At 62.4% G+C, this 17,316-nt stretch carries 9 protein-coding genes; 6 read left to right on the top strand and 3 right to left on the bottom strand.

The window, feature by feature from the left end; genetic code table 11:
* Positions 1-415 precede the first annotated feature (415 nt).
* From HD842_RS06240 to HD842_RS06220, 5 genes are all read left to right on the top strand, one after another.
* On the top strand, positions 416-3,412 hold the full coding sequence (locus HD842_RS06240) for a TonB-dependent receptor (RefSeq protein ID WP_183552322.1): 2,997 nt from the start codon (positions 416-418) through the stop codon (positions 3,410-3,412).
* A gap of 90 nt (positions 3,413-3,502) precedes the next feature.
* Positions 3,503-5,182, top strand: a complete 1,680-nt coding sequence (locus tag HD842_RS06235; RefSeq protein WP_183552320.1) for a sodium:solute symporter family transporter — start codon at positions 3,503-3,505, stop codon at positions 5,180-5,182.
* A gap of 48 nt (positions 5,183-5,230) precedes the next feature.
* The gene (locus HD842_RS06230; RefSeq protein ID WP_183552318.1) at positions 5,231-7,459 is read left to right on the top strand and encodes a beta-glucosidase family protein; all 2,229 of its coding nucleotides are present in this window, start codon (positions 5,231-5,233) and stop codon (positions 7,457-7,459) included.
* A gap of 43 nt (positions 7,460-7,502) precedes the next feature.
* Positions 7,503-7,907, top strand: coding sequence for a helix-turn-helix domain-containing protein (locus tag HD842_RS06225; RefSeq protein WP_183552316.1), 405 nt, complete (start codon positions 7,503-7,505; stop codon positions 7,905-7,907).
* On the top strand, positions 7,904-9,469 hold the full coding sequence (locus HD842_RS06220) for a GH39 family glycosyl hydrolase (protein ID WP_183552314.1): 1,566 nt from the start codon (positions 7,904-7,906) through the stop codon (positions 9,467-9,469). The genes HD842_RS06225 and HD842_RS06220 overlap by 4 nt, the downstream gene beginning before the upstream one ends.
* Here the strand turns inward: HD842_RS06220 and HD842_RS23965 are convergent.
* From HD842_RS23965 to yfcF, 3 genes are all read right to left on the bottom strand, one after another.
* Positions 9,466-12,345 (bottom strand): PAS domain-containing protein, encoded by a 2,880-nt coding sequence (locus HD842_RS23965; RefSeq protein ID WP_183552312.1) that lies wholly within the window; start codon positions 12,343-12,345, stop codon positions 9,466-9,468. The two genes, HD842_RS06220 and HD842_RS23965, sit on opposite strands and share 4 nt — an antisense overlap.
* 596 nt (positions 12,346-12,941) lie before the next feature.
* On the bottom strand, positions 12,942-13,409 hold the full coding sequence (locus tag HD842_RS06210) for a hypothetical protein (protein ID WP_183552310.1): 468 nt from the start codon (positions 13,407-13,409) through the stop codon (positions 12,942-12,944).
* Positions 13,410-13,490: 81 nt separating this feature from the next.
* A complete protein-coding gene (gene yfcF, locus HD842_RS06205) occupies positions 13,491-14,108 on the bottom strand; it encodes a glutathione transferase (RefSeq protein ID WP_183552308.1) in 618 nt (205 codons plus the stop codon).
* Between the two features lie 802 nt (positions 14,109-14,910).
* Here yfcF and HD842_RS06200 point away from each other — a divergent pair.
* Positions 14,911-17,253, top strand: a complete 2,343-nt coding sequence (locus tag HD842_RS06200; protein WP_183552306.1) for a DUF4214 domain-containing protein — start codon at positions 14,911-14,913, stop codon at positions 17,251-17,253.
* Positions 17,254-17,316 lie beyond the last annotated feature (63 nt).

Genomic DNA, 17,316 nt, shown 5'->3' with positions numbered 1-17,316 from the left:
AAATTGACGGATTTACCGACATCTCGACTGCCTCCGCCCTGCTTTCTGGCAGGTAGCAACCACATGACGGGGCTAGTGTAGCCTGCCTGCGCGCGCGTTGCAGATACACGTCAAATTTCGGATTCTCGCGCTAGAAATCGCTGTCACGCATGGTGCAATTGATCAGCATCAGTGGGACACGCATCCATCACGCTCCTTACCCTATTCACATCAAACGACGCGCTCGCGTCAAGTGCTATGTAGCAAAAATGGTATTTACCAACAGGCCATCACAAAAAATGGTTGCGCCTAACATTTAGTGTTATATTATTTTACAGCTTGCATGGACGCCGCCCCTACGCCCCTGACGAGCACGGTATTTCCAGCAGAGAGTCCCGGCAGATGGGCTCTTCACAACGAAGACGGAGACAACAGAATGAAGCATCTGAATCGATCGGCGATTGCCGTGGGCGTGGCACACCTGTGCTGGTTGTCCGCAGCGTTTGCCCAGGAAGCCGCCCCGGCCCCTGCCGACGCACAGGTCGTGACCATTACCGGTCAGCGCGCCGCACTCAACAGCGCACAGCAACTCAAGAAGAACTCGGACGAGGTCGTCGATTCGATCGTCGCCGACGACATTGGCAAACTGCCCGATAAATCGATCACCGAAGTCCTGCAACGCATCCCTGGCGTCACCATCGACCGCACCATGTCGCGCTCCGACCCGGAACACTTCTCGGTCGAAGGCTCGGGCGTGTCGATCCGTGGCCTGACCTGGGTGCGCTCGGAGCTCAATGGCCGCGACTCGTTCTCGTCCAATGGCGGCCGCGCACTGAGCTTCGAGGACGTCCCGCCAGAGCTGATGGCCGGCGTCGACGTCTACAAGAACCCGTCCGCCGAACAGATCGAAGGCGGCATTTCGGGCCTGGTCAATCTACGTACGGCGCTGCCGTTCGACATCAAGGGCCAGCGCATCTCGGGCAGCGTCGAAGGCACGTACACCGAACTGAACAAGAAGAAGGACCCGGCCGGCTCGTTCATGTATTCGAACCGCTGGAAAACGGACATGGGCGAATTCGGCGTGCTGGTCAACTACGCCAATTCCGAAAGCAATACCCGCACCGACGCCTTCCAGGTGGAACCGTACTATCCGGTGGCCAATGCCGAACCGGGCGGCACGGTCTGGATTCCAAAAGGCGCGCAGTGGCGCACGCTGGACTTCGAGCGCAAGCGCCAGGGCGCCTACGCCGCTCTGCAGTGGAAGCTGGACAACACGCTGCGCAGCCACCTGACCTACTTCAAGTCGAAGTACAAGATGCAATGGGACGAGAACGCGCTGTTCTCGGCCGAAGGCAACCCGACCAATCTGCGCGTGACCAACGGCGTGTACGACGCCAATGGCGCGTTCATGAGCGGCATCCTGTCGAATCCAACCAATAACGGTATCGAGTTCGGCAACAATACCCGTACCTCGAACCGTGATTCGTCCACCACCGACGTCGCCTGGAATGTCGAATGGAAGCCGGCGACCAACTGGACGCTGACGTCGGACGTCCAGCACGTCAAGGCCGAATCGGAAGGTCTCGATTCGACCGTGGCACTGGGCACGATCATGCAGCAGCAGAATCTGGACCTGACCGGCAGCTACCCGAAACTGATGTTCGATGCTGCCCAGACCGCCGGCCTGAGCGACCCGAACAACTATTTCTGGGCCTTTACCCAGGAACACCGCGATCGCAGCGTCACCGAGCAGACCGCATGGAAAGGCGACGTCAAGTATGACTTCGACCATCCGGTCCTGCGCGACATCCGCGTCGGCGTGCGCTTCACCGACCGCGATGCCAAGACGATCAACTCGAACCCGAACTACAACTGGTCGGCGATTTCGCAGCGCTGGATGTTGCCTTGGCAGATCAACCAGCTGGCAACTCTGAGCGACCCACGCTTCAACGCGCCGACGACGGTCAACCAGTTCAAGAACTTCTTCAACGGCGACGCCAGCGTCCCGGCCGTCGTGTTCCCTGCGAAGTCGCTCGTGGCCGGCTATCCAGGCACCTACGCTCAGCTGCACAGCTACCACGACATCTTGTGTGCACAGGCTGGCAACAGCTGCGATCCATGGAAAGCGGCCGCCTTCGGCGAAGCCAACCCATCGGGCGACAACGAGCAGTCCGAGAAGACCAAGGCGATCTACTCGCAGCTGCGCTTTGCGTTTGATGACCTGAAAATGCCGATCGACGGTAATATCGGCGTGCGCTACGTGAAGACCGATAACAAGTCGTTCGGCTACACCGTGTACAACTCGACCTTTATCATCCCGCCAGGCGGCACCACCGGTCTGGGTGTGCCGATCATCGCGCCGTTCGCCGGCCGCCAGGATTACGAGAACAGCTACCACAACTGGCTGCCGAGTCTGAACCTGCGCATGAAAGCGACCGACCAGCTGCAGTTCCGCTTTGCACTTGGCAAGGGCATGTCGCGCCCTGACTTCGGCCAGCTGCAGGCCTACACGACACTGGGCCAGAGCGTGCAGAGCACGACCAGCGGCACCGGCGCCGACCAGGTCACCAACGTGACCTCCGTGGCCCATACCGGCGAATCCGTTGGCAACCCGCTGCTGCGCCCGGTCACCTCGCGCAATATGGACCTGACCGCCGAGTGGTACTTCGCCCAGGCCGGTTCGCTGACCTTCGCCGTGTTCGACAAGCGCCTGAAGGACATCATCGTCAAGCAGAATTCGGCTTACCAGCTGACTGACTCGACCGGCCGTGTAATCGATTTCAATGTGGCGACGCCCGTCAACGGCGCACGTGGTTCGGCACGCGGCATCGAGATGGCGTACCAGCAGTACTTCGACAAGCTGCCAGGCTGGATGTCGGGCTTCGGTGTGCAGGCCAACTACACGCACGTCAAGAGCAAGCGCGACCTGTATAGCCCGGTGTACTCGCAGTACTGCTCGAACGTGAGCGGCGCAGCCAACCTGAACCTGAACCTGAACGGCTGCGACACCGATGGCCGTACTTTCGGCGACCTGCCGCTGGAATACCTGTCGCGCAACTCGTACAACCTGGCGCTGCTGTACGACAAGGGCCCATGGTCGGCGCGTCTGGCTTACAGCTGGCGCTCGAAGAGCCTCCTGGGTAACAACAACAACGGCACCAACGGCACCAATGGCGTGGACACCAATCCGGACAGCCCGACCGTCGGCCAGAACGTGATTGCCTGGGGCTTGCCGATCTGGGCCGACGACTACGGTCAGCTCGATGGTGGTGTCAGCTACAAGTTCAACGAGAACTTCCGCCTCGACTTCCAGGGCACCAACCTGACGGACGCGAAGTACAAGCAGATCATGACGCACCACATCGGCGACAAGGGCCGTGCGTGGTTCGTCAGCGGTCCCCGCTACAGCGTGCGTCTGGGCGTGACCTTCTAAGTCGATGCCGATGTAATCCCGACGCCCGCTGACCTGCCGCCCCGCGCGGCAGGTCAGCGGGCTTTTTGCTTTTCCAGGAAAACCCGACCCATGCAAAGCTCGACTTTCTCGTCGCTGGACACGTTCGTCTTTTTTGTCTACTTCATCATCGTGGCCGGCTACGGCTTCTGGGTCTACAAGCGCAAGCAGCGCTCGGCCTCCGCCTCGCACGATTACTTTCTGGCTGAAGGCTCGCTGACCTGGTGGGCCATCGGTGCCTCGATGATCGCATCGAACATCTCGGCCGAGCAGTTCATCGGCATGAGCGGCTCGGGCTTCAAGATGGGCATGGCAATCGCCGTCTATGAGCTGATGGGCGCGTTCACGCTGATCCTGGTGGCCGTGTTCTTCATGCCGATCTACCGCCGCAACCGCATCTACACGATGCCCCAGTTTCTCGAACAGCGTTACGACAGCACGGTCGCCACCGTCATGGCGCTGTTCTGGCTGTCGCTGTACGTCATCGTCAACCTGACCTCGATCCTGTACCTGGGCGCGCTGGCCATCGGCGCCATCGCCGGTATCGACGTCTGGACCTGCATGGTGTTCCTGGCCGTGTTCGCCGTCATCATCACGCTGGGCGGCATGAAGGTCATCGGTTACACCGACGTGATCCAGGTCCTGTGCCTGGTGCTCGGCGGCCTGGTGACCACCTGGCTCGCGCTCGACCTGGTCGCGCAGAACAATGGCGGCGGTGGCGTGATGGCCGGCTTCAATCACCTGCTGGGCGTAGCGCCCGATCACTTCGACATGGTGCTCACGCGCGACAATCCGAATTACCTCGACCTGCCCGGCGTGTCGATTCTGATTGGCGGCATGCTGATCGTGAACCTGAACTACTGGGGCTGCAACCAGTACATCATCCAGCGCGCGCTGGGCGCCGACCTGCACACGGCGCGCAAGGGCATCCTGTTCGCGGCAGGCCTCAAGCTGCTGATGCCGGTGATCGTCGTCCTGCCGGGCATCGCCGCGTTCGTGCTGCACCAGCAGGGCGTGCTGGGCGCATCGATGGGCGTGGGCGCGGACGTCAATCCCGACCGCGCGTATCCGGTGCTGCTCACGCTGCTGCCTACCGGCCTGAAAGGCATCGCGTTTGCCGCGCTGACGGCAGCGGTGGTCGCGTCGTTGGCCGGCAAGGCCAACAGCATCGCCACCATCTACACCTTCGACATCCACAAGAAAGCCTTCAACAAGGGCATCTCCGAACAGCGCATGGTCTGGATCGGCCGCGTGACCGTGGTCGTGGCGATGCTGCTGGCGGTGCTGATCGCGCCGTTCATGGGCATCGACAAGAAAGGCGGCTTCCAGTACATCCAGGAATACACGGGCTTCGTCTCGCCCGGCATTCTGGCCATGTTCCTGATGGGCTTCTTCTGGCGGCCAGCGACGGCGAGCGCGGCGATGTTTGCCACGGTCGGCGGCTTTCTTGGCTCGATCATCCTCAAGTTTTTGCCGGGCCTGATGGACCTGGCGTTCCTGGCGCCGATCGGTTTCGCCGTGCCGAACAGCGCCGGCGTCTACGAGATTCCATTCGTCGACCGGATGGCGATCGTGTTCGTCGTCGTCATCATCGGCATGGTCATCATCAGCAAGCTGTGGCCGAAAGCTGGCCTCGAGCAGAGCAAGGGCGTCGAAGTCGAAGCGTCGATGTTCAAGGTGCAGCCGGGGTTCGCGTTCGGCGCGACCGTCATCTGCATCGCGCTGATCGCGATCTACAGTGCGTGGTGGTAAGGTCGCTGCGCTGCCAACACCATTATAAAAATTCAAGGAGACATACACATGCACCCAGCTTTGCCCTTCGGCCGTTCGGCCATCGCCCTCGCCGCTGCCCTCGCCTTTGGTGCGGCGCATGCAGCACCAGCCGCTGCGCCGACTGCAGCGCCGACTGCTGCAGCGGATGCGGCTCAACAGCGCGCCGCCAAACTGGTGAGCCAGATGACGCTCGATGAAAAGATCGGCATGGTCTTTGGCTACTTCGGCACCGAATTCAAGGGCCAGAAAGCGCCGACCGGCGCCCTGCCCCAGTCGGCCGGTTTCATCAAGGGCATCGAGCGCCTGGGCATCACGCCGCAGTGGCTGACCGACGCCGGCATCGGCGTGGCCTCGCAACCGGGCAAGGATGCGCGCGAGCGCACGTCGCTGCCGGCCGGGATTGCCACCGCCGCCACCTGGAATCCGCAGCTGGCGTTCGAGGGCGCAGCGATGATCGGCAAGGAAGCGCGCCTGTCGGGCTTCAACGTGATGCTGGGCGGGAGCGTGAACCTGGCGCGCGAGCCGCGCAATGGCCGCAACTTCGAGTACACGGGCGAAGATCCGCTGCTGGCCGGGATCATGGCCGGTGAACAGATTCGCGGCGTGCAGTCCAACCACGTCGTCTCGACACTCAAACACTACGCGTACAACGACCAGGAGACGGGCCGCAACCACCTCAATGTCAAGATCAACGATGCCGCGGGCCGCATGTCCGATCTGCTGGCCTTCCAGATCGCGATCGAACGGGGCGACCCGGGCTCGGTCATGTGCTCGTACAACCGCATCAATGGACCGTATGGCTGCGAGAACGACCACCTGCTCAACAAGGTGCTCAAGGGCGACTGGGGCTACAAGGGTTACGTGATGTCCGACTGGGGCGCGGCCCACTCGACAATCCCGGCCGCGCTGGCGGGTCTGGACCAGCAGTCGGGCTACCCGTTCGACAAGTCGCCCTACTTCGACGGCGCGCTGAAAGAGGCTGTCGAGAACGGCCATGTGCCACAGGCACGCCTGGACGACATGGTGGCCCGCATCCTGTGGGCGCTGGGCGCACACGGCGCGCTGGATCATCCCGTCAAGGTCCAGGCCAAGGACATCGACTATACGGCGCATGGCAAGATTTCGCAGGCGGACGCCGAAGAAGCCATCGTCCTGCTCAAGAACAAGGACAACGTGCTGCCGCTGGCGAAGGACGTGCAGCGCATCGCGATCATCGGCGGGCACGCCAACAAGGGCGTGCTGTCGGGTGGCGGCTCGGCGCAGGTCTATCCGCGCGGCGGCATGGCCGTGCCGAACGAAGGCCCGGCTGCCTGGCCAGGCCCGATGGTCTACCTGCCAGGCTCGCCAATGAAGGCGCTGGCGGCGCGCACCAAGGCCAAGATCACCTGGCACGATGGCAAGGACGCTGCCGCGGCCGCGAAAGTCGCGGCGGGCGCCGACGTGGTGCTGGTGTTCGCGACGCAGTGGACATCCGAAGCGGCCGACGTGCCGACGCTGGCGCTGCCGAATAACCAGGACGCGCTGATCGCCGCAGTGGCCAAGGCCAATGCCCGCACCGTCGTCGTGCTGCAAACGGGTACGCCGGTCACGATGCCTTGGGTCAACGATGTAGCCGGCGTGGTGGAGGCCTGGTATCCGGGCACGAACGGCGCCGAAGCCATCGCACGCGTGCTGACGGGCGAAGTCGATGCATCGGGCCGCCTGCCGCAGACCTTCCCGCTGGCCGAGAACCAGCTGCCACGCCCCAAGATCGATGGCATCGACCTGCCGAAGGACACGCGCTTTGACGTCGACTACGACATCGAGGGCGCCGCCGTCGGCTACAAGTGGTTCGACCTGAAAGGCCACAAGCCGCTGTTCGCGTTCGGCCACGGCCTGTCGTACACGAGCTTCACCTACACGAACCTGAAGGCCGACGCGACGAACGGCAGCATCCGCGTGCGCTTCAATGTGGCAAACAGCGGTGCGCGCGCCGGCAAGGCGGTGCCGCAGGTGTACGTATCGAAAGTGGGCGCCGGCTGGGAAGCACCGAAGCGCCTCGGTGGCTGGGACAAGCTGGCACTGGACGCCGGCGCAAACCGCACCAGCGAGGTGACGATCGATCCGCGCACGCTGGCAGTGTTCGACGGCGCCAGCAACCGCTGGAAGATCGCGGCCGGCGACTACCGCGTGATCCTGTCGACGGCAGCCGATGCGCCGGTAGCGACGGTGACGGTGCGCCTGCCAGCGCGCGAGTTTGCCGCAGGCGCGCGCTGATCGCAGACCTGTACACGACCAGCGACTGAAAGACTGAACGCTCGTGGCCTGCCAGCAGCGCTCGCCTGCCCCGCATCGGGACCGCGAAAAATCCGCAATCCTGCACGCGATCGCCAGCCGTTTCGCGGATTCGGAGCTCGAGTTGGGCGCGGTTGCGCATGGCGCTGGCGTGAACCGCAACAAGGTCAACGACGTGCTCAAGGCGGAACTGGGTTGTACGTTCACCGGTTACCTGAACCGGTTGCGCCTGACCGAGGCAGCGCGCCTGCTGGCCGAACGCGATTCGGCCAGCATCACCGACATCGCCTACACAGTGGGCTACAACCACGTTTCGTACTTCAACAAGCTGTTCAAGCTCGATTATGGCTGCACACCGAGGGCATTTCGGGCGCAAGCGCATCGCACGCCCATCTGCCCCTCGCCCACATCCGGAGAAAAGACCCCATGAAGCACACGATTACCACCATGACGCTGGCGACCCTGCTTGCCCTGCCAGCCGTGGCCCATGCGCAGCAACGTGTCATTGACGTCGATGTCACGCAGGTCAAGGGCCAGCTCGATCGCATGTTCAACCTGTCGGTTGGCGCCGGTCGCGCCAATGAAGGCCTGCGCGCCGACTGGCAGCAGCAGCTGGCCGAACTGCGCAAGGACACGGGCTTTCGCTACATCCGCATGCATGGCCTGCTGAGCGACGACATGGCCGTGTTCCGCATCGATGCGCAGGGCAAGGAGCAGTACAACTTCCAGTACGTCGACGCCCTGTTCGACTACCTGCAAAGCGTCGGCATCAAGCCGTTCGTGGAACTGGGCTTCATGCCATCCGCCATGGCCAGCGGCACCAAGACCATCTTCTGGTGGCGCGGTAATGTCACGCCGCCGCGCGACTACGCGCAGTGGGAGCGCCTGATCAAGGCGCTCACCACACACTGGACCGAGCGCTATGGCAAGGCCGAAGTGGCAAGCTGGTACTTCGAAGTCTGGAATGAACCGAACCTGGACGGTTTCTGGGCCGGCACGCAGGACGAGTACTTCAAGCTGTATGCGCACGCCGCGCGCGCCGTCAAGAGCGTCGACGCGTCGTACCGCGTGGGCGGCCCGGGCACTGCCGGCGCGGCCTGGATTCCCGAGATGATCGGGTACGCCAGCAAGAACAGTGTGCCCCTCGATTTCGTCTCCACCCACTCGTACGGCGTGAACCAGGGCTTCCTCGACGAATTCGGCACTACCGGCACGGTCCTGAGCCCCGACCCGATGGCCGTGACCCACGACGTGCTCAAGAACCGCAAGGAAATCGACGCGTCCGCCATGCCGAAGCTCGAGCTGCACTACACCGAATGGAGTTCGTCGTACACGCCGTCCGATCCGACTCATGACAGCTACCACCAGCCAGCCTACATCCTGAGAAAGCTCAAGCAGAGCACTGGCGCCGTGCAGTCGATGTCGTACTGGGTATTTACCGACATCTTCGAGGAAGCCGGTCCGCGTTTCGAGGCCTTCCATGGCGGCTTCGGCTTGATGAACACGCAGGGGATCAAGAAGCCGGCCTATTTTGCTTACCAGTTCCTCAACCAGCTGGGCGACCGTGAGCTGAAGAACGCCGACCTGGATTCGACGGCGACGCTCGACGACAAGGGCAACGCCCAGGTGCTGCTGTGGGATTACTCGCACACGCTGCCGGCTGGGATCAACAACCAGCAGTACTTCATCAAGGACCTGCCGCCGAAGTCGAAAGGCCAGGTCAAGGTCGCGATGCGTGGTCTGAAGCCCGGCGCCTACACGATGACGGTCTCGCAGGTCGGCTACAAGCAGAACGATGCGTTCACGGCGTATATCGGCATGGGCTCGCCCAAGCAGCTGACGCGCCCGCAGGTCGCTGCACTGAAAGCGACGGCGACCGGGAAGCCGTTGAAGCAGGCGTCGGTGACAATCGGGCGCGATGGCGTTTTCAGCACTGCATTGCCGCTGCGCGAGAACGACGTCTACCTGCTGCAACTCGACGCGGCGCGTTAAGACTCGCTGTCGCGTGGCGCCGCCATGTTCAGCTCCACGCGCCGGGCCTCGAGACGCTCGATGACGCGCGCGGCGAGCAGGCGCAGCGCGTCAAGCTGATGGACGTTCAGCTTGCGCGGTTCGGTATCGATCACGCACAGCGTGCCCAGTGCCTGACCGGTTGACGTCACGAGCGGCGCGCCGGCATAAAAACGAATGCCGGGATCGCCCGTCACCAGGGGATTGCCGACGAAGCGCGCATCAAGCGACGCGTCGACCACCTGCATGATCTGCTCGGGTTGCTCGATCGCGTAGCTGCAGAACGCGTGTTCGCGCGGTGTTTCACGGGCCTGCAGGCCCACGCGCGCCTTGAACCATTGACGCTCGTCGTCGACCAGCGAGACCAGCGCGATCGGCGTCTGGCAGAATGCGCTGGCCAGGTGCGTCAGCTCGTCGTAGGCCGCTTCTTCTTCGGTATCCATGATGTGCAGGGCTGACAGCTCCGCCAGGCGTACGCGCTCGACCCCTTCGTCGGGCGCGCGCGCAGGCTGGCCAAAGACGGTTTCGACGAGGGCCATGGCATGCGTCGTACCGACCTTGGCAACGCTTGCAGCGCGGTCGCGCCGGAGCACGGCCTCGTGGAGAAGACGCGCAAGATCGTCCAGGGCGTAGGGCTTGGGCAGCAGCAGGAATCCGTGGTCCGATTCCTGCGCCAGCACGTGGCTGTAACCACTGGTGAGCACCACGGGGATGTCGATCTGCAGGCGCGCCAATGCGCGCCCCAGGTCGATGCCGGTCATGCCCGGCAGGACAACATCGGAAAATACTGCCGCGTAGGGTTCGGGATCTTCGCGCAGCAGTGCCAGCGCTTGCTCCGCGCTGGTCACGATGGTCGTTACGTAGCCAAGTTCATGCAGCGAGCTCTCGACCATCGCGCGCAATTCGGGATTGTCCTCGACCGCCAGGATGCGCAGTCCTCCACCGCCGGGCAGCGTGTGCTGGACGCTCGGCGCGCTGCCGCCCGCAGCCGGTTGCGCTGCGCAAGGCAGGTACAGCGTGAAGGTCGTGCCTGCGCCTGGCGTACTCGCGACCCGCACATCGCCGCCTGACTGGCGCGCAAAGCCGAACACCTGAGACAGCCCAAGGCCGGTGCCATGACCGACGCCCTTGGTCGTGAAAAACGGCTCGAAAATCTTGTCAAGATTTTCCGGCGCGATACCAGCGCCGGTGTCGTGCAACGACACGGCCACGAACGTGCCGCTGATTGCCGGCTGCAGACCGTGCTGCGGCAAGCCGTCGACCGATTCGACCTTGACCGACAGCGTGCCGCGCGACTGCATCGCGTCGCGTGCATTGACGGCGAGATTGACCAGCGCGGTATCAAACTGACTCTGGTCCGCGTTGACGAAACAGGCCTGGTCAGGCAAGTCGAGCACCACCTCGACCCCGACGCCGGTCAGGCTGCCGATCATTTCCCCGATCGCGCGCGTGCTGTTCCCGACGTCGAACACGGCCGGCTGCAAGGCCTGACGGCGGGCAAAGGCAAGCAGCTGACCTGTCAGGCGGGCGCCGCGCGTGACCGCGCTGGAAATTGAGTCCATGAAGCGCTGGCGGCGCTCGTCGCCGAGTTGCACCCGGCGCAGCAGCTCGATGCTCGACTTGATCACTGCCAAGACGTTGTTGAAGTCGTGCGCCACACCGCCCGTGAGCTGACCGATCGCTTCGAGCTTCTGGGACTGCCGCAGCGCCTCCTGTGTTTCCACCAGCGCTTGCTGCTGCACATGCCACTCGGTCACGTCCAGTGACGTCATGAAGGCGCCGATCTGCTTGCCGTCGTGGTCGCGCAAGATCTCGAACCGCATTTCACAGGTGCGCTGTTCGGGCGTGGTCTCGCCGAACGTCTGCTGCAGCGAGAACGCCTCGCCACCCAGCGCGCGGTCCCACAGCGCCAGCGCTGCCTGCAGTTGCTCTGGCCGGTCGGCCAGCACGTCGGTCAGACGATCGCCTACCGCGACACGGCGCTTGAACATGCGCCAGTAATCATCGATGCTGGCCTGGTTGATCGCCAGGAAGCGGTAATCGGCGTCAATCACCTGCAACAGCAGATCGGTGGCCTGGAACACCGCGGCCAGCACGTCACGTTCGCGCGTGCGGAGAATCAACGCTTCGCGCTGCATTTTTTCGTCAGTGACATCGCGCGCGGCGCAGTACACCTTGCCATCCTCAGGCACGGCCACCCACGATAGCCAGCGCCAGACCCCGCCACTCGTGCGGTAACGGTTTTCGAAACGCACGACCGCCTGCCCCTGCTCACTGGCCTTGATCCAGGCCGCCTGCGTCGCCGCGAGGTCATCGCGGTGCACGAACGCCGTAAATGGCTGGCTGCACACCTGGGCTTCGGTCCAGCCGAGCACCGTCTGCCACGCCGGATTGGCCAGCTCGACATAGCCATTGGCATCGATGATGCACAGCGGCTCCAGGCTCACGGCCCACGCACGGTCCGGCGCCAGGGCGCGCGGGGCGCAGCGCTGCTCAAGCCTGGCGGCTCGTTCACGCAAGGCTTTAAGAGTGCGCGCATGGCCGATGCGTGCCAGGGCCGCGCTCAGGGCCACGCAGACGTGATGGAGCAGTTCGCGTTCGTGCAGCGTGAACGCGCGCGCATGCGTAGTTGCGTCAATATACACGGCCTGCTCGATCTGCTGCGCAGACGGCGCGTCCTGGTCAGGCTGCACCAGCCTGTGAAGGGTCAGGGCCAGCGCGGACGAGTCGAGCGGCAGAATCCCGGGGAGGCGGCTCAGCGACAGCTGCACGACATCGTCGACATTGTCAAGGCTAGCCAGGGCGGATACGACGTCGAGGACCTGGAGCAGGCGCTCTTGAGAGAATGCGGTGTCCACCCCGGTTACAGCGGGACCAGCGAACCGGCGCGCCCATCGGGCTGCCCTGCAACACTTGGTGCCACTGCAATCTGAAATTCGGGAGACTTGACGTTTGCCATTCCACAACCATGTAAAGAGGTACAGGATGGCGCGCGCGCGTCTGCTCGCACCCCATCAAACGTGGTCATATTAGCATGTTGTGCTGGCGGCTACGGCACGCTTGCATCGCTGTGTGCGGCCTGCTTCCATCTCGTTTTGCGGCCGATGAATGCCGTGAGCAGGGATGCGTTGACGCGATAGTGCCTGACGCGAGGATGCTGGCCGTAGCCTGTATATGGAAAGAACTGCACGAGCGGAGTCAAGCGGCACCAGCGGGGTCAAGCACCAGCGGAGTCAGGTCTAACATTCAGACACGAGCTTAGCAAAAACTCTATTTATGGATTTCTTGGTAAAGGTACTAAGGAAGAGTTCGAGTCCAAATGTCAGACCTGACCCTCGCCACCATGACCCTCGCCACCATCTGCTGCAGTTGAACGCGGTGCGGTGACGCGCGGTCAGGTGTCGGATGACACCCTATGGACGCGCTCTCGTTCTGGTGGATTGCATGTCTATCGCTAGAGTGAAACCTGTCGGATCCCACAGGTCAGGTCTTTGACAACCAACCTTTCGGGCGTGCCAGCGATAGCTGCATAAAACATGATGTTAAAGCTCGCACCTGATATCAATGACGTGTGCAGACCAAGCCCTCCAGCATACGGGGTCGTGCCGGGGGGTATCAACGCCGCAGCCTGACTGCTTTTTGCAAGGTCAAAGGCTTGCCCTGCACCCCGCATCATTGCATTTGCTTCGTGTAGGGACTTGCCCAGAAAATTCTCGCGACAGAGACCATCCATTTCCAGAAAAAACTCGGCCGGACGAATTTTCCATTGCTGGAGCACCTGTTCGCGAAATACTCGGCCACGATGCTCGGCAGCCGTTAATCGCTTGGGCTCAACCTTGGCGATACGATCCGAATCACGCCATGGGGTGGGTGAAATGATGAATGGCAGGACAAGCAGGCTAACGTAGTTCCGTTTTAACATAAAATAGCCACGTCCGCCCCATAGCAGCCTGGCGGCCAAATGAAAATTGCCGGAGTCAACCCTCAGACTGGACTTGTTTCGTCAAAGTGGTGGGCGCTTCAGGCTCACCCATTCCTGTACTGATGGTCGCTGCCACTGTCTACGGGCATAGTCAGCAAGCTTTTCAGGTACAGCATCGCCGTTCAGAACAAGCCGATTCAACATGAGTGCCAGGTCGACATCGGCGATACTCCAGCTGCCGAACAAATGATCGCCATTGTGCTCAAGCAGGGCCTCCGACACCCGGAACAGTTTGCGGCTTGCGATTTCTGCAGCCGGCGATAGGGGAACGTGGCTAGGTCGGTAGAACACGACGATTGTTGAGCGCTCCTGGCGGAGCGGCAGGAGGTCACTTCTGATCCACGCCTGGACTTGTCGTGCACGCGCTTTCGCTGCTGGATCGGACGGGTAAAGAGCCACGCCTGGATAGGCTTCATCCAGATATTCGGTGATGGCTGACGACTCGGACAGTGAGAAATTGACGTCTACTAAAGTGGGCACCCGCCCGGTCAAAGATTCTGTGGCGTATTCCAAGCGATGGTTTGCCCCATTCTCCAAGTCGACGGTCCGTAGTTCGAAGGGGATATTTTTTTCTTTAAGCCCGACAAATACTGACATCGCATACGGGCTTGTGTACTGAGAATCAGCGTAAAGCAGCATTGGGTTACCAAATCTTTAACTGTGTGAACGATCGTATCCGAGCCAGGCGTGGCCGGGTCAACTAACTGTGACGTCAGCAGATCACTGAATTTGAAAGTATTTCCCTCCAGCTTTGACCGTCAGGTTCTGGCTGATTGGCGCTGTTCAGATCAGCAAAGTCGCTGTCTTTAGGCGAAATCTCATTTGGTCGCCGGAGCGTACTCGCATGACCTGGTCTAATCCTGATTTTTTTGCTGTAGTTTTTTTCGCCTTATCAGCTCAGAAAAAAATAAGATCGTGGCAGAGATCAAGAATATGCCGGTGGTAAGAGTGGAGCTATCCCCCGAAACCAATCGGTATACAGAAACGGAGAACAGTACGACGGCAGAAGCGTTGCGTATTGCGGACATGGGACATGATCTATCGATTAATTGGGTATAACGCACGACGATCACGGCAACGACCAGCCATCCGCTTTTGGCCGAACCCGGCCATTGATCTGAGCATATCAGTTCATCAAGTTAAAAAAGTCGCGCATTGTCACCATTGATAGCAAACAACCCAAAGCGATGGAATGGATTCTCCCCGAGGGCACGTTAGCGCCAAACTGGCGTTTTCACAAAGCGGGGCAAGCCCCGGCCGCGATACGCTTGCAGGAAGTACCTGGTATCAGCCCGCTGGCCGCAACGGCTCTTTCGGCTCCCGTCTGCCATCGCGCTGGTGATCGCCGGCGGCGTGGCGCCACTGTGGTATTTCCGCTGCCAGGGCTGGCTTGAACACGCGAAGGACTTGGCGGCCGCGGCAGTTGCGATCAAAATCTGCCATGCCCGACGATTTCCCTACTAATTTCTCGACCACCGGCAAGCTCGCCATCGGTGGGCGCCAGACCGGCAATTTTGAATCCGGCACCGACTTCGACTGGTTCGCAGTCACCCTGCAGGCTGGCCAGCACTACCTGTTCTCGCTCAAGTCGACGGGGGTCGTCCCGCTCTCCACCGGTTACATGGCCTATGCGCTGGGACTGTACGACGACGCGGGCAATCAGGTCAGCCAGTTCCAGCCCGGAACGCGTTACGAACACCCGGTGCTGGCCTTCACCGCCGCCAGTTCCGGCACCTATTACCTGTCCGCCGGCTCGGTGTTTGGCTGGTACAGCGTGGGCGGCTACGAGGTGTGGGCCGACCTGCGCACCGGTCCGGACGACCGGCCCGACGATACGTCCACGCGCGATAATCTGGCGCGGGACGGCAGCATCAGCGGCAGCTTCGAGGTGGCCGGCGACCGGGACTGGATCCGGTTCGAGGCCACAGGCGGCGTGGCCTACTGGTTCACCACCGAGGGGCCGCAGCCCGGGATGCCGGGCAGTTCACCCTACACCTACGCGAGCGAGATCCACATCCGCGACAGCCAGGGTAACCTGGTAGCGACCGATGGCAACAGGTTCCAGCCCGAAAACGGCGGCACCTACTACCTGGACCTGCTCGGACTGACCGCCGGCGATTACAAGGTCACGACCAGCAGCGTCAATGACGACTACCTGCAGACCAATGGTACGCACGGCGCCATTCCCGTTGGCGCCCTGGCCACCGGCACGGTCCAGTTCTACGGCGACATCGACCGTTTCCGCCTGGTGCTCGACAAGGGCGTGTCCTATACGCTGACCTTGAACGCGGCGCCTTCCCTGTATAACGTGAGCCTGTATGACGCCGCCGGGACGCTCGTCGACAGCTATGCCGGCAACACCAACGCGGGCAGCATGCGCGTGGTCGTGCGCGCGCCGGAGGCCGGCGAATATTATTTTGACGTCACGCACGGCGCCATCGGCTCGCTGCCCGCACCGCAGGCCTATAGCGTCAGCCTGCTCGCGGGCGGACGCGACCTGGTGGGAGACACCCTTGCAACGGCCCAGGCCGCCACTGTCGGAACGCCCACCCGCGGCGTGCTGGAAGATGCGCGTGACGTCGATGTCTACCGCATGAGCTTCCAGGCTGGCGAGCGCTATGCGCTGTCGCTGTATTCGGCCAGCGGCAAGTGGGAGCCGCTCAACCTGCGCGTCACCGGGCCTGATGGCGCGCCACTGTCGTTCGACATGAATAACAGCGGCGACTACGCGATCGGCAAGCAGTTCGTGCCGACGGTCAGCGGCAACTATGACCTCGCAGTTGGCAGTGGCGTGTTCGGCGAGCGCTCTTATGTGCTGGATGCGATCGCGCTGCGCGGCGACACCAGCAGCCCGCGGCTACTGGCCAGCAGCCATCCGGACGGCGCCAGCGCGGTCCGGGTCACCGACAACCGGATCGTGCTGACCTTCAGCGAAACGGTCAAGATCAATCTGTCCGGCATCGCGCTGCGCGATGCCGCCGGCAATGTCGTCAGCCATGATTTTTCGAACGATGGTGGGCCGAGCGCGCCGTGGGTGGCCGGCAACCAGCTGTTCATCAAGCAGTTCGCCTTGTTCCAGCCCGGCAGTTACACGCTGACCTTGCCGCAGGGCGCCGTGACTGACCTTGCCGGCAATCCCTACGCGGGACCAGAACGCATCACGTTCTCCACGATGGCCGCAGTCATGGTGGGCGGCACGGGCGATGACCTGCTCGTCGGCGGCAAGGGCCTGCGCCTCGAGGGCGGCGCCGGCATCGACAGCGTCCAGCTACCCGGCTATGCCAATGCTTACCAGATCGTGCGCGAAGGAGGATCGACAGCCGTGCGTCACCTGGAAACCGGCGTCACCGACATCCTGTCGGGCGTCGAGCGCCTGTTGTTTACCCAGCGCGGCGTCGCGCTCGATATCGACGGCAACGGCGGCCAGGCCTATCGCCTGTACCGCGCCGCCTTCGACCGCGCGCCTGACCTGGAAGGCGTCGGCTTCTGGATCACCCAGCTCGACCGGGGTTTGTCGCTGCAGCAGGTCGCCACTGCCTTCATCGGCAGCGCCGAATTTCACGGCCTGTATGGTAGCGCCCCGGGTGACGCGCAATTTGTCGAACTGCTGTACCGGAATGTACTGCACCGCGCGCCCGACAACGGCGGCTACGAATACTGGATGGCGCGCCTGGACGAAGGGGCTGGGCGAGAGCAAGTGCTGGCCGCGTTCAGCGAGTCGGTCGAGAACGTGGTGGCGCTGCAGGACTTGATCGGCAACGGCTTCGATTACGTGCCGTATTGAGCTGACCTGCCGGGAAATTTCTGCAAGCGACAATCCGCGCCAGCGAGAATGCAACGTTCTCGC

The sequence above is a fragment of the Massilia aurea genome (assembly GCF_014200505.1).
Classification (GTDB): domain Bacteria; phylum Pseudomonadota; class Gammaproteobacteria; order Burkholderiales; family Burkholderiaceae_D; genus Telluria; species Telluria aurea_B.
The sequence above is the reverse complement of the archived record's forward strand: the minus strand, read 5'-3'. Positions and strand labels throughout refer to the sequence as shown.

Coding starts and splice junctions, on each gene's coding strand:
- yfcF (WP_183552308.1), bottom strand. CDS start 14,108: ATGCTGCTTTACGCTGATTCTCAGTACACAAGCCCGTATGCGATGTCA.
- HD842_RS06240 (WP_183552322.1), top strand. CDS start 416: ATGAAGCATCTGAATCGATCGGCGATTGCCGTGGGCGTGGCACACCTG.
- HD842_RS06220 (WP_183552314.1), top strand. CDS start 7,904: ATGAAGCACACGATTACCACCATGACGCTGGCGACCCTGCTTGCCCTG.
- HD842_RS06210 (WP_183552310.1), bottom strand. CDS start 13,409: ATGTTAAAACGGAACTACGTTAGCCTGCTTGTCCTGCCATTCATCATT.
- HD842_RS06230 (WP_183552318.1), top strand. CDS start 5,231: ATGCACCCAGCTTTGCCCTTCGGCCGTTCGGCCATCGCCCTCGCCGCT.
- HD842_RS06200 (WP_183552306.1), top strand. CDS start 14,911: ATGCCCGACGATTTCCCTACTAATTTCTCGACCACCGGCAAGCTCGCC.
- HD842_RS06235 (WP_183552320.1), top strand. CDS start 3,503: ATGCAAAGCTCGACTTTCTCGTCGCTGGACACGTTCGTCTTTTTTGTC.